The sequence below is a fragment of the Pseudomonas aestuarii genome (genome assembly GCF_027988105.1).
Taxonomy (GTDB): Bacteria; Pseudomonadota; Gammaproteobacteria; order Pseudomonadales; family Pseudomonadaceae; genus Aquipseudomonas; species Aquipseudomonas aestuarii.
Genome location: NZ_JAQJZJ010000005.1, coordinates 248853 through 270437 on the forward strand (window position 1 = coordinate 248853; position 21585 = coordinate 270437).

Sequence of the window (21585 nt, forward strand, 5' to 3'; positions counted from 1 at the left end):
CAGAAGCACCCGATCGCGGCCTGATGGCGCCTGAAAGGCCCAGGTTTATCCGACTTTCGGTGACTTGTGCGGTGGGGGTGCGCTGTGTATCTTGATCAACCTTTTGACTGCTTGGCACCTTGCCAGCGCTGTCCGAACCATTCTGAGATTGGCCCCATGAGGCGAGTCCGACGCTTTTATATTTAATATTGAGGAGCACATCGATGCGCGTGATTCTGCTAGGAGCGCCCGGTGCCGGCAAAGGTACCCAGGCCGGTTTCATCACCAAGAAGTTTGGTATTCCGCAAATTTCCACCGGCGACATGCTGCGTGCTGCGGTCAAGGCCGGCACCGAACTTGGCCTGCAAGCCAAAGGCATCATGGACAGCGGCGGCCTGGTTTCCGATGACCTGATCATCAATCTGGTCAAGGAACGCATCACCCAGCCCGATTGCGCCAATGGCTTCCTCTTCGATGGCTTCCCGCGCACCATCCCCCAGGCCGAGGCCCTGAAGGAAGCTGGGGTGAACATCGACCATGTGGTGGAAATCGCCGTCGACGACGAGGAAATCGTTGGGCGTATTGCCGGTCGTCGCGTGCACCCGGGGTCCGGGCGCGTCTACCACACCGAGCACAACCCGCCGCAAGTCGCGGGTAAAGACGACGAAACCGGCGAAGCGCTGATCCAGCGTGACGACGACAAGGAAGAGACCGTGCGTCACCGCCTGTCGGTCTACCATTCGCAGACCAAGCCGCTGGTGGATTTCTACCAGAAACTCGCCGCTGCCAATGGCACGCCGAAATACAGCGCCATTGCCGGCGTTGGGAGCGTGGACGAGATTACTGCCAAGGTGCTTGCCGCCCTGAGTTAAGTCTCGCTGCGCAATTGATCAACGGCCCGCTTGCGGGCCGTTGTCGTTTCTGGATCTGCACCAGGCGCGGTGGGGTTCGGTTAACTCAGCGTCGTTCTCAGAACGGTAGCCTCGCTCAGGCAAGCTAGTCTCAGGTATCTGGTCTATACCAGATAGGCTTATTTCTTCATTAGGCGGAAGTAGGAGAACACATGAGAGCTATGCATGCGTGGATGATCGGTCTGGCCATGAGCGTCGCGTCCCTGGGCGCCGCTGCTACCGAACTGCAACACTGGCCGAGCGAGGCAGCCGCCCAACTCGACCACATGATTGCCGCCAACGCCAATAAAGGCGCCTATGCGGTGTTCGATATGGACAACACCACCTACCAGTTCGACATCGAGGAGTCGCTGCTGCCCTACCTGGAAATGAAGGGCTTACTGACCCGCGAAACCATGGACCCCTCGCTCAAGCTGATCCCGTTCAAGGACACGCCAGGGTTCAAGGAAAGCCTCAATAGCTACTACTACCGCCTGTGCGAAGTCGACAACCTGGTCTGCTATCCCTGGGTGGCGCAGATATTCGCCGGTTTCACCCTGCGTGAGCTCAAGGGGTATGTCGACGAGGTCATGGCCTACGGCAAGCCGATCCCCTTGAAGTATTACGACGGCGACAAGGTGGTCGAGGGCAGTGTCAATCCGCCCAAGCCCTTCGCCGGCATGCAGGAGTTGTACAACCGCCTGCAGGAAAACGGCATCGAAGTCTATGTGATCAGCGCGGCCAGCGAGGAACTGGTGCGGATGATCGCCAGCGATCCCAAGTACGGCTACAACGTCAAACCGGCCAATGTCATCGGCGTCAACATGCTGCTCAAGGATCGCCAAAGCGGCGCCCTGACCACCTCGCGCCTGCAGGTGCAGAAGGGCAGCTACGACCCGGCGAAGAACCTCGACCTGGAAATGACCCCCTATCTGATGAATCCGATGACCTGGTACGAGGGCAAGCTCGGTACCATCTTCGGCTGGATCGACCAGTGGAAGATGCCGATACTGGTGGCCGGCGACACGCCGCTGTCCGATGGCTACATGTTGTTCAATGCGACCGACACCACTAAGGGCGGGCTGCGGATCTGGGTCGATCGCAAGGCCAAATACACCCAGCAGGTCAAGGATTGGCAGGCCTCCGCGGCCCAGCGCCAGGGCGAGCTGGGTTTGCCGGTGAACGCGGACAAAAACTGGCTGGTGGTCACGCCCGACCAGCTGCACTAAGGGCCTGTGGGGCCGGCCTGCGGGCTGGTTCCGTTGTCCGGACGCCGCAATGGCAGTCTGGACAGCTGGCAAAAATGCCGGTAAACCGCTTTAATGCCCGCCCACTCGCTGACCTGTCCGAATCGCAATGACCACTCTACTGGCCCTGGATACCGCTACCGAAGCCTGCTCCGTCGCCTTGCTGCATGACGGCCAGGTAATCAGCCATTACGAGGTGATTCCGCGCCAGCATGCCCAGCGCCTGTTGCCGATGATCAAGGAGCTGCTGGCCCAGGCCGGGGTGCCACTGTCGGCGCTGGATGCTGTGGCCTTCGGCCGTGGTCCGGGGGCCTTTACCGGCGTGCGGATTGCGGTTGGCGTGGTGCAAGGCCTGGCCTTTGCCCTGGATCGTCCGGTCGTGCCGGTGTCCAACCTTGCCGTGCTGGCCCAGCGCGCGCAGCGCGAGCATGGCGCCAGCCAGGTAGCTGCGGCCATCGACGCGCGTATGGATGAGGTCTACTGGGGCTGCTATCGCAGCGAACACGGGGAAATGCGCCTTGCCGGCGGCGAACTGGTGTCGCCGCCCGAGCAGGTCGTTTTGCCGTCTGACGCCACGGGAGACTGGTTCGGTGCCGGCACCGGCTGGGGCACCTTCGCCGCGCGCATCCCGTTGACCCCCTATGCGCAGGATGATGGGATGCTGCCGCATGCCGAAGACCTGCTCAGCCTGGCGCGCTTTGCCTGGGCGCGGGGTGAGGCCGTGGTGGCCGACCAGGCCCTGCCGGTGTACCTGCGTGACAAGGTCGCTACACCGAAAGCGCCGCAGTAAGGGCGAATTCTGCATGGGTGGCATCCGGGTTACTGGGCAAGGCGCGCCGTCCGGAGGCGCCAGCTTGCGGATGGGCCGCTAGTTCACCTGGGGGCCGCCTGGACCCGCTGTGTCGCCCGCTTCCACGATTGATTGCCAATCCGCTCGGGCGGGGCTAAATTGCATGCACTTTCACCCAGTTTGCTGACCACTGCCGAGCAGTAATAGATGCGCATCGACGGCTCCATACCTTCCTACTCGCCAGATCGCGGGCCTCGTTCGGGCACCGCGGTTACCCCGTTTCGCGAAGCCCAGCGCGAGATCGAGCAGCGTCGTGAGCAGCCGGCAGCCCCAGCGAGCAGTCAGGGTTTCGAGCAAACAGCGCAAACCCGTCGGGTACAGGCTGCCAACGCCAGCACCGACAGCCTGCCGGCCCGGACGCAGAACCAGGGCTACCAATCGGCCGTGAGCAATCGCGCGGCCCAGGCGATTGCCAGTTATGGCGCCACCGCCAGCTATTCCAGCGAGCCTGGTGCCCAGGAAATACTGGGCCTTGATCTCTACGCCTGATAACCACCGCTGATGCGTCCCTACTTTCTTGGCTGCCCGTCCTGGAGCGAGCCGGCCTGGCGTGGTTCGCTGTACCCGGATAGCGCTCGCCCGGCGGACTTTTTGCCGCGCTACGCCGAGGTCTTCAATGCGGTCGAGGGCAACACCACCTTCTACGCGCGGCCCTCGGCCGCCACGGTTGCCCGCTGGGCTGCACTGATGCCCGACCACTTTCATTTGTGCGCCAAACTGCCGCGCGATATCAGCCACGCCGGGGATTTGCGCGAGCAACTCGCCGCCAGTGACGCCTTTCGCCAGCTGTTGGCGCCCCTGGGCGCGCGGGTGGCGCCCTTCTGGTTGCAGTTGCCCGCCAGCTTCGGCCCGTCGCGTCTGGCTGAACTGGGCGCCTTTATCGAGCACTGGGCTGGCGGCGCCCTGGCCGTCGAGCTGCGGCATCCGCTGTTCTTCACCAGGGGGGAAGAGGAGCGGGCGCTTAATCGCCTGCTGCTGGAGCGGGGCATCGAACGGATCAGCCTGGATGCGCGGGCGTTGTTCAGTTGTGTCTCGCAGGAGCCCGCGCTGCTGCATGCCCAGGCGAAGAAGCCGCGTCTGCCGGTTCGGCCGACGGCGTTTAGCCAGGCACCGCAGCTGCGCTTTATCGGCCACCCCGAACTCGCTGCCAATGACCGTTTCATGGCGCCCTGGCTGGACAGGGTCGCCGGCTGGATCGAGGCGGGGCGCACCCCTCACGTGTTCTTGCACACCTGCGACAACCGCCTGGCGCCGCAACTGGCGCGGCGTTTCCATACCCAGTTGATGGCCCGTTTGCCGGGGCTGGCGGCGTTGCCTGAGCCAGTCGTCGAGCCTGCGCTCGAGCAACTTGGCCTGTTCTGATTGACAGCCCTGGGCGAAAGCTGGCGCAAGGCTTGGCGCGCTCGTCGAGCTTGAAGTGGTCGCGCTGATAGTCATGGCTGTACAGGTCTGGACGCCTCGCCAGGCGCGTTTGGTTGGGCGGCTAGACGACTGGTCTATTTAGGGTGTATGGTCGCCGCCATGAAAAGCGCTTACGACGATACCCGCCAACACCTGCTCGACACCGGTCACCGCATCATGGCCGGCAAAGGCTTTAGCGGTGTGGGCCTGAATGAAATCCTGCAGACCGCCGGCGTGCCCAAGGGCTCGTTCTATCACTATTTCAAATCCAAGGAACTGTTCGGTCAGGCCTTGCTCGAAGACTACTTCAAGAAGTACCTGGAGCAACTGGAGCGGCGTTTCGCCTCCGACGGCCAGTCGGCCCGCGAGCGTTTGATGGCGTACTGGCAGCAGTGGTTGGCCAGCTATTCGGGCCCCTGCAGTCAACAACAGTGCCTGGTGGTCAAGCTGAGCGCCGAGGTCGCCGACCTCTCCGAAAGCATGCGCATCACCTTGCGCGATGGTACGGAGCGGATCATCGCCAGCCTGGCCGACTGCATCGAGGCCGGCAAACAGGATGGTTCGCTGGTACATAGCGAGCCCCGGCAGACCGCTACGCTGCTCTACCAGCTGTGGCTGGGCGCCAGCCTGCTGGCCAAGCTGCACCGCACCAGCCAGCCAATGGAGCAGGCGATGAGCATGACGCACAAGCTGCTCGACTAACCATTTGCCGTACCCGCCCGCCTGGCGGGTATTTTTGGCGACGTCTCTAGACGACTGGTCTAATTATTAGAATTGCATGTCGAACGAATTCGACCCATCGAGGCTCACACTACTAATGCTCAATTTCGACTTCTACAACCCCACCCTTATCAGCTTCGGCGAAGGCCGCATCGCCGAACTGGACCGCCTGATCCCGGCCAAGGCGCGGGTGCTGGTGCTGTTTGGTGGCGACAGTGCCCGGCGCACCGGAACCCTGGCCGAAGTGCAGGGCGCGCTGGCGGATCGCGAGGTACTGCTGTTTGGCGGTATCGAGCCCAACCCCAGTTACGAAACCCTGATTGAAGCGGTGGCGCTGGTGCGCCGTGAGGCCGTGGACTTCCTGCTGGCGGTCGGCGGCGGTTCGGTGATCGATGGCACCAAGTTTGTCGCGGCGGCTGTCAACTACGCCGGCGAGCCGTGGGAGATCCTCCAGAGTCATGGCAGCAAGGTCACTCAGGCATTGCCCTTCGGCGCGGTCCTAACCCTGCCGGCGACCGGCTCGGAGATGAACAACGGTGGCGTGGTCACCCGCAAGTCCGAGCAGGCCAAGCTGCCATTTCGCAATAAGTTGCTGTTCCCGGTGTTCTCGATTCTCGACCCAAGCAAGACGTTTACCCTGCCGGAGCGCCAGGTGGCTAACGGTGTGGTCGATGCGTTTGTGCATGTGGTCGAGCAGTACCTGACTTACCCGGGCGATGCTCCGGTACAGGACCGCTTCGCCGAAGGCCTGCTGCTGACACTGATCGAACTCGGCCCCAAGGCATTGAGTCAGCCGCAGGATTACCAGGTACGCGCTAACCTGATGTGGGTGGCGACCCTGGCGTTGAATGGCCTGATTGGCGCGGGCGTTCCTCAAGACTGGGCCACGCACATGATCGGTCACGAGATCACCGCTTTGTATGGCCTGGATCATGCGCAGACCCTGGCCGTAGTGCTACCGGCCATGTTGCAGCAGCGCCGCGCAGCCAAGCACGCCAAGTTGCTGCAGTACGCCGAACGGGTATGGGGCTTGAGCAGCGGCAGCGAAGAGCAGCGCATTGACGCGGCCATAGTGCGCACCCGTGATTTTTTCGAGGCCCTCGGGGTGAAGACCCGCCTGGGCGATTACCAGCTGGGGCAGGAAGTGGTCGAGCCACTGATCGCTCAGCTCGAGGCACACGGCATGACCCGCCTGGGCGAGCACCGCGATGTCACCCCGGCCATCAGCCGCCAGGTACTGCAAGCCTGCCTTTAATTCACTGCATCGAGGAGTAGCAAAATGACCCAGACCCAAGCGATCAATCGTCAAGTCGTGCTGGCCTCGCGCCCGCATGGCGCCCCCACTGCAGACAACTTCCGGATCCAGCAAACGGCCATTCCCGCCCCGGCTGACGGCGAAGTACTGCTACGCACCGTCTACCTGTCGCTGGATCCCTATATGCGTGGGCGCATGAGCGATGCACCCTCCTATGCGGCGCCGGTCGAGGAGGGCGGGGTGATGGTGGGCGCGACCGTGAGTCGGGTGGTGGCGTCCAGACACCCGGACTATCAGGTCGGTGAGTGGGTACAGGCATACGCCGGCTGGCAGGACTACGCGCTCTGCGACGGTACTGGCCTGACTCGCCTCGGCGCCACGCCGGAAAATCCGGCCTATGCCTTGGGCATTCTCGGTATGCCGGGCTTTACCGCCTACATGGGGCTGCTGGACATCGGCCAGCCCAAGGCCGGCGAGACCCTGGTAGTGGCGGCAGCCACCGGGCCGGTCGGCGCCACCGTCGGGCAGATCGGCAAGCTCAAAGGCTGCCACGTGGTCGGCGTGGCCGGTGGCCCGGAGAAGTGCCGGCATGCGGTCGAGGTGCAGGGCTTCGATGCCTGCATCGACCACCGTGCGCCGGACTTCGCCGAGCAACTGGCCAAGGCCTGCCCCAAGGGCATCGATATCTATTATGAAAACGTCGGCGGCAAGGTCTTCGATGCAGTACTGCCCCTGCTCAATACCTCGGCGCGCATTCCGGTGTGCGGCCTGATTGCGCACTACAACGCCACGGCGCTGCCCGAGGGGCCCGACCGCTTGGGGTTGCTGATGCGCACCGTGTTGACCAAGCGCCTGAAGATTCAGGGCTTCATCATCTTCGACGATTACGGGCACCGTTATGGCGAGTTCGCACGCGACATGAGCGCCTGGCTCGCTTCAGGCCAGATCAACTACCGCGAGGACCTGGTGGACGGCCTGGAAAATGCTCCACAGGCCTTTATCGGCCTGCTCGAAGGCAAGAACTTCGGCAAGCTGGTGATCCGTGTTGGCGCCGATAACTAACCCACAGCAAGGAGAAAACACAGCATGAAGATTCTGATGGTTTTGACGTCCCACGAGCAACTCGGCAATACCGGCAAGAAAACCGGTTTCTGGCTGGAGGAGTTCGCCGCACCCTATTACGTGTTCAAGGACGCCGGTGCCGAGCTGACCCTGGCCTCGCCCAAGGGCGGGCAACCGCCGCTGGACCCGAAAAGTGACGAAGCGGACGCGCAAACCCCTGCCACCGAGCGCTTTCGCGGCGACCCTGATGCGCAGGCCGCATTGGCCAATACCCGCAAGTTGGCGGACATCCGGGCCGACGACTATGACGCGGTGTTCTACCCCGGCGGCCATGGCCCGCTCTGGGACCTGGCCGAGGATGCGCACTCCATCGCCCTGATCGAAGCCTTACATGGCGCCGGCAAGCCGGTCAGCGCGGTTTGCCACGCGCCGGGTATTTTTCGCCATACCAAGGGCGCCGATGGCCAGCCACTGGTCAAGGGCAAGCGCGTTACCGGCTTCAGCAATAGCGAGGAAGCAGCGGTGCAACTGACCGATGTGGTGCCGTTTCTGGTCGAGGATATGCTGCAAGCCAACGGCGGCCAGTACTCCAAGGCGGGCGACTGGCAGAGCTACGTGGTGACCGATGGCTTGCTGCTCACCGGGCAGAACCCGGCCTCGTCCGAAGACACGGCAAAGGCGCTGCTCGCCCTGCTGTGATGGGCTACGCGTCCGGCACGGGGACGCTTGGTTGCTCCGGGCTGTTTGCCCGGAGCAGCGTCTAATACCCCACTTCGACATCGCCCGTTACGCGGGTGCAACAGCTCAGCACATAGCCGTCGGCGATCTCCTCCTCGGAGATGCCGCCGTTATGGCTCATCACGGTCTCGCCGGTTAATACGCGTACCTTGCAGGTGCCGCAGATGCCCATGCCACCGACCTGCAGGATGTGGTCGTCGGCGGGTAAAGCCGCGGGCACATGACCACGCCCTGAGCTTTCGGGGGCTGGCGCAGGGGCCGAACGAGAGCCTGGTGAGCAGCGAGTGGCGGGTGGTCAAGGACGCTCAGGAAGGGGTCGATCATGCCCCGGGGCTGGCCACCAGCGGCCAGGACCGCCGACTGGTCGCAGTCACCCAGGCCGGGGCAGCTCACCGGCCTACGAGCCGGCCCCTTTTCCACTATCGCCGAGAACGGGGGGCTGGTATTGCGCGAGCAGGGTGCGCCAGCCGGCTGAATGACGGCGCTTAGCATGTCCCCGACGGCCCCGTATAAGCCTCAAGGTCAGGCGGGACTTACGCTTGCCCGATCCTTGATCAGCAGGTAGATAAATCATGCACAGCGCGCCTCCCCTGGTACTCAACGATGGCTACGCCCGGGGCTTCATGCTGGTGTTGCTGTCGGCCTTCTGTTACGGCTTGCAGCCACTGTTCGCCCAGTATGCCTATGCCGGTGGCGCCGACCCGGTGGGGTTGCTGCTGGTGCGTTTCGCCATCGCCGCCGCGATCCTGCTGCTGTTCCTGCGCGTGCGCGGCGTGCGCCTGCCGCGCGGACGCCTGGCCGGGCAGAACCTGCTGGTGGGCATCGGCTATGGCTTCGCAGCGCTGGGTTACTACAGCGCCAGCCGCTCCACCTCGGTGAGCCTGGCGGTGATCCTGATGTTTTCCTTCCCGGCCTTCGTCACCGCGCTATCGATCGCCTACCTGGGCGAGCGCACCAGCCCGCTGAAATTGCTCAGCCTGGTGCTGGCCCTCGGCGGGGTGCTGCTGGCCACCGGCCTGAGCCTGCGCGGCAACCTGTCCGGGGTGCTCTGGGCGCTGTTCGCCGCCCTCAGCTACGGATCGGCGATCGTCTATGGCACCCACAGCATTCGCCATGAGCAACCGCTGGCCTCGGCGGCCATGGTGCTGCTGGGCTGCGCCCTGGTCTTCGCCGTGGCCGCGCTGTTCTTCGGCGCGATCCTGCCTTCCGGGGCACCAGCCTGGTCGGCGACCCTGGGCCTGGCGCTGTTCGCCACCATCCTGCCGGTGGCCTTTTTCCTAGCCGGTTCGCCGCTGATAGGCTCGTCCTCGGCCTCCACCCTGTCGACCCTGGAACCGGTGGTGGCGGTGACCATCGCCGTGCTGCTGATCGGCGAGCAGATCAGCGCCGGCATGCTCGGCGGCGGTTTGATGGTGGTGATCGCGGCGATCATCCTGTCGCGCCAAGGCGGCACCCTGCCGGAGCCTGCGCTGGTGCCGGTCCCGGTGCCGGAGGAGCCCGAGGACATCCTCTAGTGGCTGTTGCCCGGCCGGGCCAGCAGTAGACCCTCAGATAAAAAAGCCCCGACAGTGTCGAGGGCTTTTTCTATTGCGTGTGGGTTTGTTCCCCCGCGAGCGCTGCCAATAGGCCCGCAAGTCGATCCTGGTCCTGCGGGTGGACCGCGTTCGGTCTTCAAGGAAAAGGCACATGACAGTCCGTCCGTCATGTGCCTCCAGTGCCTGTCAGGCTGGGGTCAGAGATCCTTGACCAGGCGCAGGGCGTCGTAGATGGCCGCGTGGGTGTTGCGCGCGGCCACCGCATCGCCGATGCGGAACAGCTGGAACTCGCCCTCTGGATTGTCGTCCCTGGACTGCGCCTGGCCGACGATCAGTTCGCCGTGGTCGACTGCGCCGAGGTTGCGCGAGAAGGGCTTGAGCGCCAGGTACAGCTCGTCCATTGGCCGGGTGCCGTGGTTGACCACCACCTGGTCGACGTGGCGCTGCTTGCGCACGCCTTTGCACACGCCACCGTAATCGCTGTCGATCTGCGCCACCAGGGTCTGGCCTTCGCGGGCCACGGAGGCCAGACGGTAGGTGACGGTGAAGGTGGTGTCGAGCTGCTGCAGCGAGCGCATGTAGGGCACCAGGTTCATCGCCATGACTTCCGGGGCGAAGCTGCGGTCCGGGGTCATTATCTCCAGCTTGGCGCCGCTCTGGGCGATCAGCTCGGCGGCCTGCAGGGCGGTGTGGTCGCCGGCGTCGTCGAACAGCAGCACATTACTGCCCGGTTTGACGTCGCCGGAGATGATGTCCCAGGCCGAGACCACCAGCTCGTTGCCGGCGCTCAGCACCTCGGTGTGCGGGTAGCCGCCGGTGGCGATGATGACCACGTCGGCCCGCTGGGCGCGGATGGTCTCGGCTTCGGCCCAGCTGTTGAAGTGGAAGGTCACGCCCAGGGCTTCGCACTGGGCCATGCGCCAGTCGATGATGCCGAGCATCTCGCGCCGGCGCGGGCTCTGCGCGGTCAGGCGGATCTGCCCGCCGGGCTGGGCGGCCGCCTCGTACACCACCACCTCGTGGCCGCGCTCGCCAGCCACCCGGGCCGCTTCCAGGCCGGCCGGGCCGGCACCGACGATCACCACCTTGCGCCGCTGGGCGGCCTTGGGTATCTGATGGGGCATGCTGGTTTCGCGGCCGGTGGCGGCGTTGTGGATGCAGTAGGCCGCGCCGCCCTGATAGATGCGGTCCAGGCAGTAGTTGGCGCCGACGCAGGGGCGGATGTCCTGCTCGCGGCCCTCGATCAGCTTGCGCACGATCTGCGGGTCGGTCATGTGCGCGCGGGTCATGCCGATCATGTCGACCTTGCCCGAGGCGATGGCGTGGCGCGCCGTGGCGATGTCCTGGATCTTCGCCGCGTGGAAGGTGGGGAAATCGGTGGCCGCGCGGATCTGCCCGGCGAAATCCAGGTGCGGCGCGCTGGCCATGCCCTGGATCGGGATCACGTCGGTCAGGCCGGCGTCGGTGTCGATGTGGCCGCGGATGATATTGAGGAAGTCGATCATGCCGCTTTGCTTGAGCCGGTGCGAGATGTCCAGGCCTTCATCCGCGTTGAAACCGCCGTTGAGCAGTTCGTCGGCGGTGTAGCGTACGCCGACGATGAACTGGTTGCCGACCCGCTGGCGAATGGCCTTGAGCACGTCGAAGGTGAAGCGCAGGCGGTTGTCCAGCGAGCCGCCATAGGGCGCCTCCAGCTCGTTGGTCAGCGGCGACCAGAACTGGTCCATCAGGTGGCCGTAGGCCTGCAGCTCGATGCCGTCGAGGCCGGCCGCCTGCATGCGTTCGGCGGCGTCGGCGTAGTCCTTGATGATGCGCTCGATGTCCCAGTCTTCGATCTGCTTGGGGAAGGCGCGGTGCGCCGCCTCGCGGTTGTGCGAGGGCGAGACCACCGGCAGCCAGTCGCCCTTGTCCCAGCGGGTACGCCGGCCCAGGTGGGTGAGTTGGATCATCACCGCCGCGCCATGCTCGTGGCACTCGTCGGTGAGGTCCTTCATCCAGCCGACCACCTCGTCCTTGTAGGCCAGGATGTTGTTGAACACCGGCGGGCTGTCGCGCGACACCGCCGCCGAGCCGGCGGTCATGGTCAGGGCCACGCCGGCCTTGGCCCGCTCGACGTGGTAGGCGCGGTAGAGCGCCTTGGGCATGCCGTCCTCGGGGTAGGCCGGCTCATGCGAGGTGGTGATGATCCGGTTGCGCAGGGTCAGGTGCTTGAGCTGGTAGGGCTGAAGCAGCGGGTCATTCGACATGGTCGGGGCTCCACGTGGCTATAGGCTTGAGCCGGTACATCGAGGTTAATGTACACAGGTGTCAATTAATCTGACTTAGATGTACATTGCTCGCAAGTCGACATGTCGCTTATGGCAATCCGCTGTCGCAAGTTCGGCGACCGGCAGGTATTAGCGGGGACTTGTCCAGGGGCGGGAAGGGCAGCCGCCATGCTGGAAAAATGTACAGTCGTGTCTGGTTGCTGGACGCCGAGCAACACTCTGCGTTGTACCCAGGCGCGTCGGCCGCTACCATCGGCCCATGAACGAACACACGAAATCGAGTGATAGCGGCTGGCGCGGCTCGGCCGATGGCTGGTTGGAAGCGGCCTACGAAGGCCTGATCGAGTCGGGCGTCGAGGCCGTGCGCATCTTGCCGCTGGCGAAAAAATTGAAGTTGTCGCGAACCAGTTTCTACTGGTTCTTCAAGGACCGCGAGGAGCTGCTGGCGGCGCTGCTGGAGCGCTGGCGGGTGAAGAATACCGACAACCTGGTCGGCCAGACCCAGGCCTATGCCGAGAGCATTGCCGAGGCCATGCTCAATGTCTTCGACTGCTGGCTGAACCCGGCGCTGTTCGATTCCCAGTTCGAGTTCGCGGTGCGCAGTTGGGCGCTGCAGGAGCCCAGGGTAGCCGCCCAAGTCGAGATCGCCGACAAGGCCCGCCTGGCGGCATTGGTCGGCATGTTCATGCGCTTCGGCTATGAGGCCTTGCCCGCCGATGTGCGGGCCCGCTCGATGTACCTGACCCAGATCGGCTATATAAGCATGAACGCCCGCGAGGACATGCTGGTGCGCATGCAGCGCATTCCCGAGTACGTGAAGATCTTCACCGGGCAGGACCCGCAGGCCCGCGAACTGCAGCGTTTCTATGCCCGTCACGGCTATGCGGTGACGGAGCCGGCGCTGGTTTCTATCAACCTGGGCTGATCAACCATAGGGGGCCGCATGTTTAGTCAATTGAAAGTCGGCATCATCGGTGGTGGCGGCTGGCTGGGCCGTTCGATCGGCGCCGCCATGCTCGAAAAGGGCGTGATGCCGGCGGCCAGTCTGATCCTCTCCAGCCGTTCCGGGCGGGTCGAGGGCTTCGAGGCCTGGCCCGAGGTGCGGCTGACCACGGACAATCGCCAGCTGGTGCACCAGGCCGACATCATCGTGCTGTCGGTGCGCCCCGAGCAGTTTGCCAGCGTCCAGGTCGATGCCGGCGACAAGCTGGTGATTTCCTTCATGGCCGGCGTCTCGCTCGCCACTCTGGTCGAGCGTAGCGGCAGCCGCCGGGTGATTCGCGCCATGCCTAATGCGGCGGCCGAGATCGGTCAGTGCTACACGCCCTGGTTCGCCACTGCCGAGGTCACGGCCGCCGACAGGGCCTTTACCCAGGCCATGTTCGAGGCTTGCGGCAGCGCCGACGAGGTGTTCTCCGAGGCCGATCTCGACTACCTCACCGGGCTGGTCGGCTCCGGAGCGGCCTACCCGGCGTTGCTGGCCGAGGCGCTGCTGGCCCATGCCCTGGCCAGGGGGCTGCCCCGGCAGATCGCCGAAAACGCGGTGCGTGGCGTGGTAGTGGGCGCGAGCCAGCTGCTCGGCCACGACGGCATGCTGCCGGCCGCCATGGTCCAGGCCATGCTCGACTACCGCGGCACCACGGCGGCGGGCCTGCAGGCGATGATCGATGCCGGTTTCAAGCAGGCTGTCGAGGCCGGGCTGGAGGCGGCCGAAGCGGCGGCGCAGCAGATGAAAAGCCGCTTCGCGCAGGACTCGAACTAAACCACTGGCAGGCGTGCCCGATAGGGTTCTGCCGGCCATGCTGGCACCGAGTTCTCAATCCCGTGGGGCTGCCGCCCGCCCCGTTGGCCGCCCGATACACCCATCTATGTAGGCTCGATCGAAGGCCTCGGCGCCAACCCGCAGCATGCCGCCTACTGCGCCTCCAAGGCCGGGCGCACCGGCACCCCGCAGGACGTCGGTGGCGCGGTGGTGTTTCTCGCCTCGGACGAGGCCGCCTTCGTCACCGGCCAGGTGCTGGTGGTCGACGGTGGGCGCACCGCCAAGTTGCCTTTGCCGTTCTGAGTGATGGGTAAATGGCCGTGACGGCGAGCTGCTTGTCGCCGCCGTCATCGACTGGTGTCGCCCATTGCTGAGGGTAATGACAATTCTAGGGTTTAATATGGACTTGAGATTTTGACGCTTGAGAGTTGCCAGATGAGAACGTCGTTCGAGAGCGTATTGAAGGACAAGAACCGCATGCACCTCGACAAGGTGCAGCGTGACGAACCCGTGATGGCCGTGCATCGGGTGGCCTTCGTGCTGCTGGATAATTTCTCGATGATGGCGTTCACCGGGGCCGTGGATGCCCTGGTCACGGCCAACTTGATGAGTGCCATGCCGCTTTACGAAGTGCTGGTGGTCGGTGGCACCGAGGATGTGGTGGTCAGCGACCTGGGCATCGCCATCTCGGCGGGCTGTCATCTGGCCGACCTGAAAGAGAAGGAGCAGCAGCTGATAGTGGTGTGTGGTGGTTTTCGCGTGCAATTGCAGGCCAATCCGCTGCTCAGAACCAAGCTGCGCTCGGCCGATGTTGCCGGGGCCGTGCTCGGCGGGCTATGGAACGGCGCCTACTTTCTCGCCGAAGCGGGACTGTTGGACGGCTACGACTGTGCCTTTCACCCGGACGGCCGGGCCATGATGACCGAGCTGTTTCCCAAGGTGAGGTTGTCCAGTCACGCCTTCGTCCTGGATCGCCAGCGGATCGGTTGCGCCGGCGCCAACAGTTCGCTGGGCATGATGCTCGAGGTGGTCAAGCGCGATTGTGGCGACAGCCTGGTTCACGCGGTGGAGGAAGTGCTGAGCTGCGACAAGATGCAGGAGGTCATGGACGTGTCGGTAGTGGCGGTCGACTGCGACCCCACCCTGCCGCAGCACCTGAAGCTGGCGCTCGAGCTGATGCACAACAACATCGACGAGCCGCTGACGGTGGACGAGATCGCCGCGTGCGTAAATATCTCCAGGCGCCAGATCGAACGCCTGTTCTGCCGTTACGTCCAGGCGACGCCCTCGCGCTATTACCTGGAGCTGCGCCTGACCCGTGCGCGCCAGCTGCTGCAGCAGACCAACAAATCCCTCACCGATATCGCCGTGGCCAGCGGCTTTGTCAGCATCTCGCATTTCCGTCGCTGCTTTCGCGAGTTTTTCGAGATTTCGCCGGGGCGCTTTCGCGCTACCTCACACGGTCGGCGTTGAGCGCAACCCCATCCGCAACCGCGCTTACACTAGGGTCAGCGGGTAGCGCAGCGGCTCGGGCGTTATGGGCGCGCTCTGGCTGCCGGCGCTGAACGCGTCGGCGAGCAGCATCAGGGTCAAGCGATCGACTTGCTTGGGTTCGGCGTTGAGTCTCAGGCTCAGCTCGAGCTGGCGTTGTGCGATGAACTCCTGAAAGTCGTTGTCTTGCTCGATGCCCGCGGGCGCGACTTCTGTACCCACCTGCGGGTCGCCTGCGGCCTCGGCGGTAATCCGCGGCTGCTGGCCCGAGGTGACCCGGCTGAAGAGGATCTGGAAATCCAGATAGGCGCGAATGTCTGCCGGGCTGCTGCGGCTCGGGATGCTGCCCTGGGTAGTCAGTGCGGGACTGGGAGCGGAAACGCCATTGATCATAAGGAACTCGGTGCGGCCGCGAGCGGCCAAGTCTGGCAAAATGCCGCGCACTTGGTTATCGGCCGCTTGGCGGTCGGGTTGAACATTTCTCGAGCATATTTCCCGATGAGTAATCCCCGGCCTAGCGCCACAATTCGTATGCAAGCCCTGGCCCCGCATCTGGCCGAGCCCGCTGCCGTCTGGGCTGAGCGCCTGGGCTTGGCGCAAGACGGCGAGGCGCAATTTGCCCTGCAACTGGGTGAGCAGGGGCTGCAGCTGGTCGAACTGGGACCGCAGGCGCCGGGGCCGGTGCGGGTGGATTTCGTCGAGGGCGCGGTGGCGCATCGCCGGCTGTTCGGCGGCGGCACCGGGCAGATGATCGCCAAGGCGGTGGGCGTGCAGCCGGGCGTGCGCCCGCGCGTGCTGGATGCCACCGCCGGGCTCGGTCGCGATGCGTTCGTCCTGGCCAGCCTGGGCTGTAGCATGACCCTGATCGAGCGCCAGCCGTTGATCGCGGCCCTGTTGGAAGATGGCCTGGCCCGCGCCGCGCTCGATCGGGATGTGGGGCCGATCGTGGCGCACATGCGCCTGCTGACCGGCAACGCGATCGAGTTGATGAGCGACTGGCAGGGCGAGCCGCCGCAGGTGATCTACCTCGACCCGATGTTCCCCCATCGCGACAAGAGTGCGCTGGTGAAAAAGGAAATGCGCCTGTTCCGCCCCTTCGTCGGCGACGACCTGGATGCCCCGGCGCTACTCCAGGCCGCTCTGGCCCTGGCCAGCCACAGGGTGGTGGTCAAGCGCCCGCGCAAGGCGCCGGTCATCGACGGCAGCAAGCCGACCTATGCGCTGGAAGGCAAAACCAGCCGCTATGACATCTATGCGTTGAAGAAGCTGCCAGCGACGAACTGTCCGTAGGTTGAGCGCAGCGATACCCATCGCAACCAAAGCCGCCCCCCGCCCCCCGGCTCCAGGGCAGGGGGCAATCGCCGGGGCCGATCTGCGTGCTGGCTGGCTGATTGCCGATGGGTATCGTTACGCTCAACCGCGCTGCGCTCATCCTACAAAAGCCTTCGGGCACCCTCAGTCCGGCCGATAGGCGCGCACGAACATGTCGACCGCGCCCCGCACATGCTGTTCGGCGGTTTCGTCCTGGGGCGGGCTGGTGCAGCCGATCAGCAGGCGGAAGTTGGCGCCGCCCTTGATCAGGCAGAAGAACTGATCGGCGGCGCGAGACGCATCGTCGATGCGCAGCTGGCCGGCCAGATCGGCCTTGCTCAGCAGGCGCTCCATCTCGTTGAGCAGGCGTTGCGGGCCGGCGTCGTAGAACATCTGCGACAGCTTGGGGTTCTGGCTGGCCAGGGCCACCATTAGCCGGTGCATCTCCACCGACTCGTGGCTGTTGATCAGCCCATGGAAGCCGCGGCCGATAGTCAGCAGCACAGTCTCGATCGGCACACCTGGCGGTAGTTCGAAGAACAGTTCGGGTAACTGTTCCTGGCACTTCGCCTTCACCGCCGCGGAGAACAGGGTCTCCTTATCGGTGAAGTGGTTGTACACCGTCAGTTTGGACACCCCGGCTTCGGCGGCGATGGCGTCCATGCTGCTGCCATCGTACCCCTGACTGAGGAACAGGCTTTTCGCCGCCTCCAGGATGGCCTGGCGCTTGATGAGGTCTTTTGGGCGGCCTGGGCCGCTGGGCGCTAACAACTTGTTGGGCATTGGCTGCTTTTAATACTGGACTGGTGAGTTTGCTATTCCTACTATACCCGCCAGTACAATTATTCCAAACCTTCGCGAAAGGTCATTCATCATGTTTCGCCATGCCTTGATTGTCAGCCTCGTCGCTCTGCTTGCTGCCTGTGGTAAGGGTGAGCCGGTCGAGCAGTCTATTCGTCCCGCCATGGTGGTGCAGCCGCAACCGGCGACCGAAATGATGGATGCCTATGCCGGCGAGGTGCGCGCGCGCCTGGAGCCTGAACTGGCCTTCCGCATCGGCGGCAAGGTGACCAAGCGCCTGGTCGAAGTGGGCAACCATGTGCGCAAGGATCAGCCGCTGGCCGAACTGGATCCGCAGGATGTGCGCCTGCAGCTCGAGGCCATGCGCGCGCAAGTGGCCGCGGCCGAGGCCAACCTGCAGCTGGTAAAGGCCGAACGCGACCGTTACAAGACCCTGCTGGGGCGCAACCTGGTCAGTCGTTCGCAATACGACAACGCTGAAAACCTCTACCGCTCGGGCATGGCGCGCCTCAAGCAGGTCAAGGCCGAGTTCGAGGTGGCCAGCAATCAGGCCGGTTACGCCGTGTTGCGCGCCTCCCAGGATGGCGTGATTGCCCGGCGCATGGTCGAGGTCGGCCAGGTGGTGGCGGCGGGGCAGTCGGTGTTCACCCTGGCCGTCGATGGCGAGCGTGAAGTCTCGATCAGCCTGCCCGAACAAGCCTACGAGCGCTTCAAGGTCGGCCAGCCAGTGGCGGTCGAACTCTGGTCGCAGCCGGATCAACGCTACCCCGGGCGGATTCGCGAGATATCGCCGTCGGCCGACGCCCAGTCGCGCACCTTTGCCGCACGCGTGGCCTTCAGCGCAGGCGAGGTGCCGGCCGAGCTGGGCCAGAGTGCCCGGGTATTCATCGCCCACAACGGCGCAGTGCCGTTGTCGGTGCCGCTGTCGGCGTTGTCCGCGGAAAAAGGCCAGCCCTACGTCTGGGTGGTCGACCCCAAGGACTCCAGGCTCAAGCGCACGGCCGTGCGCATCGGTGCCTATGCCGAGAACAGCGTGCCGGTGCTCGATGGCCTGCAGGCGCAAGACTGGGTAGTCGCTGCCGGCGTGCAGGTGCTGCGCGAAGGCCAGCAGGTGCGTCCGGTCGACCGCAATAACCGCACGGTCAAGCTGGCAGCCAAGGAGTAGCCTCGATGGATTTCAACCTGTCCGCCTGGGCGCTGCGCAATCGTCAGATCGTGCTCTACATCATGTTGTTGCTGGCGGTGGTCGGCGGTATTTCCTATACCAAACTGGGCCAGAGCGAAGACCCGCCGTTCACCTTCAAGGCCATGGTGGTGCGCACCAACTGGCCGGGCGCCAGCGCCGAGGAAATCGCCAGCCAGGTCACCGAGCGCATCGAAAAAAAGCTGATGGAGACCGGCGAGTACGAGCGGATCGTGTCCTTCTCGCGACCTGGCGAATCCATGGTGACCTTCGTCGCGCGCGACTCGATGCATTCCGAAGAGATTCCCGACCTCTGGTACCAGGTGCGCAAGAAGGTCGGCGATATTCGCCACACCTTGCCCTCGGGGATTCAGGGGCCGTTCTTCAACGACGAGTTCGGCACCACCTTCGGCAATATCTATGCATTGACCGGCGCAGGTTTCGACTACGCGGTGCTCAAGGACTATGCCGATCGCGTGCAGCTGCAGCTGCAGCGAGTCAAGGATGTAGGCAAGGTCGACCTGATCGGTCTGCAGGACGAGAAGATCTGGATCGAATTGTCCAACACCAAGCTGGCCACCCTCGGCCTGCCGTTGGGCGTGGTGCAGCAGGCGCTGGAGGAGCAGAACGCCGTGGCGGCGGCGGGCTTCTTCGAAACCCTCTCGGACCGCGTGCGCCTGCGGGTCACCGGTAGTTTCGAGTCGGTCGAGGACATCCGCAACTTCCCGATCCGGGTGGCCGAGCGGACCTTCCGCATCGGCGATGTGGCCGAGGTCAAGCGCGGCTTCAACGACCCACCCGCACCGCGCATGCGCTTCATGGGTGAAGACGCGATCGGCCTGGCCGTATCGATGAAGGCTGGCGGTGACATCCTGGTGCTGGGTGATGCCCTGGAAGTCGACTTCGCCCGCCTGCAGGAAACCCTGCCAGCCGGCATGCAGCTGCGCAAGGTCTCGGATCAACCGGCGGCGGTGAAGACCGGCGTCGGCGAGTTCGTCCGCGTACTCACCGAGGCGGTGATCATCGTCCTGCTGGTGAGCTTTTTCTCCCTCGGCCTGCGCACCGGCCTGGTGGTGGCGCTGTCGATTCCGCTGGTGCTGGCGATGACCTTCGCCGCCATGTACTACCTGGGCATTGGCCTGCACAAGATCTCCCTCGGCGCGCTGGTGTTGGCACTGGGGCTGATGGTCGATGACGCGATCATTGCCGTGGAGATGATGGCGATCAAGATGGAGCAGGGCTACGACCGCATCAAGGCGGCCAGCTATGCCTGGACCAGCACTGCCTTCCCGATGCTCACCGGCACCCTGATCACCGCCGCCGGCTTTCTGCCGATTGCTCTCGCCCAGTCCGGCACCGGCGAGTACACCCGTTCGATCTTCCAGGTGGTGACCATCGCCTTGCTGGTGTCATGGGTCGCCGCGGTGATGTTCGTGCCCTACCTGGGCGCCAAGCTGCTGCCAGACCTGGCCAAGCTGCATGCGACCAAGCATGGCAGCAGCGCCGGGGGGCATGACCCCTACGCGACACCCTTCTATCAGCGCGTGCGGCGTACCGTGCAGTGGTGCGTGCGTCGGCGCAAGACGGTGATCCTGCTGACCCTCGCGGTGTTCGTCGCCTCGATCATGCTGTTCCGTTTCGTGCCGCAGCAGTTCTTTCCCGCCTCCGGACGCCTGGAGCTGATGGTCGACCTCAAGCTTGGCGAAGGCGCCTCGTTGAGCGCCACTGCAGAGCAGGTCACGCATCTCGAGCAACTGCTCAATGGCCACGAGGGCATCGACAATTATGTGGCCTATGTCGGCACCGGCTCGCCGCGCTTCTACCTGCCGCTCGACCAGCAACTGCCGGCGGCCAGCTTCGCCCAGTTCGTGGTGCTGGCGAAAAGCATCGAGGAGCGCGAAAAACTCCGCAGCTGGCTGATCACCACCCTGAGTGAAGAATTCCCGACCCTGCGTACCCGCGTTTCGCGCCTGGAGAACGGCCCGCCGGTCGGCTACCCGGTGCAGTTGCGGGTCTCCGGCGAGCATATCGACGAGGTTCGTGCCCTGGCCCGCGAGGTGGCGGACAAGGTGCGCGACAACCCGCATGTGGCCAACGTGCACCTGGATTGGCAAGAACCGAGCAAGGTGGTGCGCCTGAATATCGACCAGGAGCGTGCCCGTGCCCTGGGCATCAGCACCGCCGACCTGTCGCGCTTTCTGCGCAGTTCGCTGACCGGCTCGTCGGTGAGCCAGTACCGCGAAGGTAACGAGCTGATCGAGATTCTGCTGCGCGGCACCCTCAGCGAGCGCCAGCAACTGAGTCTCTTGCCGAGCCTGGCGATACCCACCGACAGCGGTACCAGCGTGCCCTTGGCGCAGATCGCCATCCTTGAATACGGGTTCGAGGAAGGGGTGATCTGGCACCGCAACCGCTTGCCGACCGTCACCGTGCGCGCCGACATCTACGGCAAGGAGCAGCCGGCCAGTCTGGTCAAACAGATCCTGCCGACCCTTGAGCCGATCCGCGCGGCGCTGCCCGATGGCTACCTGCTGGAAGTCGGCGGCACGGTCGAGGACTCGGCGCGCGGGCAGCAGTCGGTGAATGCCGGGGTGCCGCTGTTTATCGTGGTGGTGCTGACCCTGTTGATGCTGCAACTGAAAAGCTTCTCGCGCTCGGCCATGGTGTTCCTCACCGCGCCGCTGGGTCTGATCGGCGTGACCCTGTTCCTGCTGATCTTCCGCCAGCCGTTCGGCTTCGTCGCCATGCTGGGCACCATCGCCCTGTCCGGCATGATCATGCGCAATTCGGTGATCCTGGTTGACCAGATCGAGCAGGACAGGGCGGCCGGGATGGACAGCTGGAACGCCATCATCGAAGCCACGGTACGACGCTTCCGGCCCATCGTGCTGACCGCCCTGGCGGCGGTGCTGGCGATGATCCCGCTGTCGCGCAGCGTGTTCTTCGGGCCGATGGCGGTGGCCATCATGGGCGGCCTGGTCGTCGCCACGGCGCTGACCCTGTTGTTCCTGCCGGCACTCTATGCCGCCTGGTTCCGGGTCAAGCAAGAGCCATCCCCGGCAGCTTAGTCCGCCCGCTGAGCTGAGCCGCGCC

Annotated in this window: 19 protein-coding genes and 2 pseudogenes; 17 read left to right on the plus strand and 4 right to left on the minus strand. The window is 64.5% G+C overall.

Translation table 11 applies throughout. From position 1 onward, the window contains the following. The first annotated feature begins 203 nt into the window (after positions 1-203). The 9 genes from adk to PH586_RS13000 all read left to right on the plus strand — a co-directional run bounded on the left by adk (position 204) and on the right by PH586_RS13000 (position 8103). On the plus strand, positions 204-851 hold the full coding sequence (adk, locus tag PH586_RS12960) for an adenylate kinase (RefSeq protein WP_271348181.1): 648 nt from the start codon (positions 204-206) through the stop codon (positions 849-851). A 191-nt stretch (positions 852-1042) separates the two neighbouring features. Then, the gene (locus PH586_RS12965; RefSeq protein WP_271348182.1) at positions 1043-2098 is read left to right on the plus strand and encodes an HAD family hydrolase; all 1056 of its coding nucleotides are present in this window, start codon (positions 1043-1045) and stop codon (positions 2096-2098) included. A 127-nt stretch (positions 2099-2225) separates the two neighbouring features. Continuing rightward, the gene (gene tsaB, locus PH586_RS12970; RefSeq protein WP_271348183.1) at positions 2226-2906 is read left to right on the plus strand and encodes a tRNA (adenosine(37)-N6)-threonylcarbamoyltransferase complex dimerization subunit type 1 TsaB; all 681 of its coding nucleotides are present in this window, start codon (positions 2226-2228) and stop codon (positions 2904-2906) included. Between the two features lie 207 nt (positions 2907-3113). Next, positions 3114-3455 carry a hypothetical protein gene (locus PH586_RS12975; protein ID WP_271348184.1) on the plus strand — a complete coding sequence of 114 codons (342 nt, stop codon included), beginning with the start codon at positions 3114-3116 and terminating at the stop codon, positions 3453-3455. 12 nt (positions 3456-3467) lie between these two features. Then, positions 3468-4328: a DUF72 domain-containing protein gene (locus PH586_RS12980; protein WP_271348185.1), complete on the plus strand. Its 861-nt coding sequence runs from the start codon at positions 3468-3470 to the stop codon at positions 4326-4328. A gap of 159 nt (positions 4329-4487) precedes the next feature. Beyond that, positions 4488-5069 (plus strand): TetR/AcrR family transcriptional regulator, encoded by a 582-nt coding sequence (locus tag PH586_RS12985; protein ID WP_271348186.1) that lies wholly within the window; start codon positions 4488-4490, stop codon positions 5067-5069. 115 nt (positions 5070-5184) lie between these two features. Continuing rightward, entirely contained in the window at positions 5185-6342 is a 1158-nt protein-coding gene (locus tag PH586_RS12990) for an iron-containing alcohol dehydrogenase (RefSeq protein WP_271348187.1), read from the plus strand. A gap of 24 nt (positions 6343-6366) precedes the next feature. Next, complete coding sequence (locus tag PH586_RS12995; protein ID WP_271348188.1) at positions 6367-7404, plus strand: NADP-dependent oxidoreductase; 1038 nt, start codon at positions 6367-6369, stop codon at positions 7402-7404. Between the two features lie 24 nt (positions 7405-7428). Beyond that, positions 7429-8103, plus strand: coding sequence for a type 1 glutamine amidotransferase domain-containing protein (locus PH586_RS13000; RefSeq protein ID WP_271348189.1), 675 nt, complete (start codon positions 7429-7431; stop codon positions 8101-8103). Positions 8104-8164: 61 nt separating this feature from the next. Here PH586_RS13000 and PH586_RS13005 read toward each other — a convergent pair. Next, positions 8165-8317 (minus strand): annotated as a pseudogene (locus PH586_RS13005) (2Fe-2S iron-sulfur cluster-binding protein); the annotation flags it as partial. Between the two features lie 397 nt (positions 8318-8714). On the opposite strand from PH586_RS13005, the gene PH586_RS13010 reads away from it, so the two are divergent. Continuing rightward, positions 8715-9656 carry a DMT family transporter gene (locus PH586_RS13010; protein ID WP_271348190.1) on the plus strand — a complete coding sequence of 314 codons (942 nt, stop codon included), beginning with the start codon at positions 8715-8717 and terminating at the stop codon, positions 9654-9656. Positions 9657-9874: 218 nt separating this feature from the next. Here the strand turns inward: PH586_RS13010 and PH586_RS13015 are convergent, their stop codons facing one another. Next, on the minus strand, positions 9875-11923 hold the full coding sequence (locus tag PH586_RS13015; protein ID WP_271348191.1) for an NADH:flavin oxidoreductase: 2049 nt from the start codon (positions 11921-11923) through the stop codon (positions 9875-9877). A 280-nt stretch (positions 11924-12203) separates the two neighbouring features. Between PH586_RS13015 and PH586_RS13020 the strand changes: the two genes are divergently transcribed. The 4 genes and pseudogenes from PH586_RS13020 (at position 12204) to PH586_RS13035 (ending at position 15179) form a co-directional block, all read left to right on the plus strand. Further along, positions 12204-12869 carry a TetR/AcrR family transcriptional regulator gene (locus PH586_RS13020; RefSeq protein ID WP_271348192.1) on the plus strand — a complete coding sequence of 222 codons (666 nt, stop codon included), beginning with the start codon at positions 12204-12206 and terminating at the stop codon, positions 12867-12869. Between the two features lie 18 nt (positions 12870-12887). After that, positions 12888-13706 carry a pyrroline-5-carboxylate reductase family protein gene (locus PH586_RS13025; protein WP_271348193.1) on the plus strand — a complete coding sequence of 273 codons (819 nt, stop codon included), beginning with the start codon at positions 12888-12890 and terminating at the stop codon, positions 13704-13706. A gap of 102 nt (positions 13707-13808) precedes the next feature. Next, positions 13809-14009: pseudogene (locus tag PH586_RS13030) on the plus strand (SDR family oxidoreductase); the annotation flags it as partial. A 132-nt stretch (positions 14010-14141) separates the two neighbouring features. Then, entirely contained in the window at positions 14142-15179 is a 1038-nt protein-coding gene (locus tag PH586_RS13035; RefSeq protein ID WP_271348194.1) for a GlxA family transcriptional regulator, read from the plus strand. Between the two features lie 24 nt (positions 15180-15203). Here PH586_RS13035 and PH586_RS13040 read toward each other — a convergent pair whose 3' ends face one another. Continuing rightward, entirely contained in the window at positions 15204-15590 is a 387-nt protein-coding gene (locus PH586_RS13040; protein ID WP_271348195.1) for a hypothetical protein, read from the minus strand. 105 nt (positions 15591-15695) lie between these two features. Between PH586_RS13040 and PH586_RS13045 the strand changes: the two genes are divergently transcribed. Then, on the plus strand, positions 15696-16487 hold the full coding sequence (locus tag PH586_RS13045) for a class I SAM-dependent methyltransferase (RefSeq protein WP_271348196.1): 792 nt from the start codon (positions 15696-15698) through the stop codon (positions 16485-16487). Between the two features lie 165 nt (positions 16488-16652). Here the strand turns inward: PH586_RS13045 and PH586_RS13050 are convergent, their stop codons facing one another. After that, a complete protein-coding gene (locus tag PH586_RS13050) occupies positions 16653-17291 on the minus strand; it encodes a TetR/AcrR family transcriptional regulator (protein WP_271348197.1) in 639 nt (212 codons plus the stop codon). 91 nt (positions 17292-17382) lie between these two features. Between PH586_RS13050 and PH586_RS13055 the strand changes: the two genes are divergently transcribed. After that, positions 17383-18474, plus strand: a complete 1092-nt coding sequence (locus tag PH586_RS13055; protein WP_271348198.1) for an efflux RND transporter periplasmic adaptor subunit — start codon at positions 17383-17385, stop codon at positions 18472-18474. A gap of 5 nt (positions 18475-18479) precedes the next feature. After that, positions 18480-21560, plus strand: coding sequence for an efflux RND transporter permease subunit (locus tag PH586_RS13060; RefSeq protein WP_271348199.1), 3081 nt, complete (start codon positions 18480-18482; stop codon positions 21558-21560). The last annotated feature ends 25 nt before the right edge of the window (positions 21561-21585 follow it).

Excerpts from the sequence above, each read along its gene's own strand:
- adk (WP_271348181.1), top strand. The coding sequence starts at position 204 with ATGCGCGTGATTCTGCTAGGAGCGCCCGGTGCCGGCAAAGGTACCCAG.
- PH586_RS12965 (WP_271348182.1), top strand. The coding sequence starts at position 1,043 with ATGAGAGCTATGCATGCGTGGATGATCGGTCTGGCCATGAGCGTCGCG.
- tsaB (WP_271348183.1), top strand. The coding sequence starts at position 2,226 with ATGACCACTCTACTGGCCCTGGATACCGCTACCGAAGCCTGCTCCGTC.
- PH586_RS12975 (WP_271348184.1), top strand. The coding sequence starts at position 3,114 with ATGCGCATCGACGGCTCCATACCTTCCTACTCGCCAGATCGCGGGCCT.
- PH586_RS12980 (WP_271348185.1), top strand. The coding sequence starts at position 3,468 with ATGCGTCCCTACTTTCTTGGCTGCCCGTCCTGGAGCGAGCCGGCCTGG.
- PH586_RS12985 (WP_271348186.1), top strand. The coding sequence starts at position 4,488 with ATGAAAAGCGCTTACGACGATACCCGCCAACACCTGCTCGACACCGGT.
- PH586_RS12990 (WP_271348187.1), top strand. The coding sequence starts at position 5,185 with ATGCTCAATTTCGACTTCTACAACCCCACCCTTATCAGCTTCGGCGAA.
- PH586_RS12995 (WP_271348188.1), top strand. The coding sequence starts at position 6,367 with ATGACCCAGACCCAAGCGATCAATCGTCAAGTCGTGCTGGCCTCGCGC.
- PH586_RS13000 (WP_271348189.1), top strand. The coding sequence starts at position 7,429 with ATGAAGATTCTGATGGTTTTGACGTCCCACGAGCAACTCGGCAATACC.
- PH586_RS13010 (WP_271348190.1), top strand. The coding sequence starts at position 8,715 with ATGCACAGCGCGCCTCCCCTGGTACTCAACGATGGCTACGCCCGGGGC.
- PH586_RS13015 (WP_271348191.1), bottom strand. The coding sequence starts at position 11,923 with ATGTCGAATGACCCGCTGCTTCAGCCCTACCAGCTCAAGCACCTGACC.
- PH586_RS13020 (WP_271348192.1), top strand. The coding sequence starts at position 12,204 with ATGAACGAACACACGAAATCGAGTGATAGCGGCTGGCGCGGCTCGGCC.
- PH586_RS13025 (WP_271348193.1), top strand. The coding sequence starts at position 12,888 with ATGTTTAGTCAATTGAAAGTCGGCATCATCGGTGGTGGCGGCTGGCTG.
- PH586_RS13035 (WP_271348194.1), top strand. The coding sequence starts at position 14,142 with ATGAGAACGTCGTTCGAGAGCGTATTGAAGGACAAGAACCGCATGCAC.
- PH586_RS13040 (WP_271348195.1), bottom strand. The coding sequence starts at position 15,590 with ATGATCAATGGCGTTTCCGCTCCCAGTCCCGCACTGACTACCCAGGGC.
- PH586_RS13045 (WP_271348196.1), top strand. The coding sequence starts at position 15,696 with ATGAGTAATCCCCGGCCTAGCGCCACAATTCGTATGCAAGCCCTGGCC.
- PH586_RS13050 (WP_271348197.1), bottom strand. The coding sequence starts at position 17,291 with ATGCCCAACAAGTTGTTAGCGCCCAGCGGCCCAGGCCGCCCAAAAGAC.
- PH586_RS13055 (WP_271348198.1), top strand. The coding sequence starts at position 17,383 with ATGTTTCGCCATGCCTTGATTGTCAGCCTCGTCGCTCTGCTTGCTGCC.
- PH586_RS13060 (WP_271348199.1), top strand. The coding sequence starts at position 18,480 with ATGGATTTCAACCTGTCCGCCTGGGCGCTGCGCAATCGTCAGATCGTG.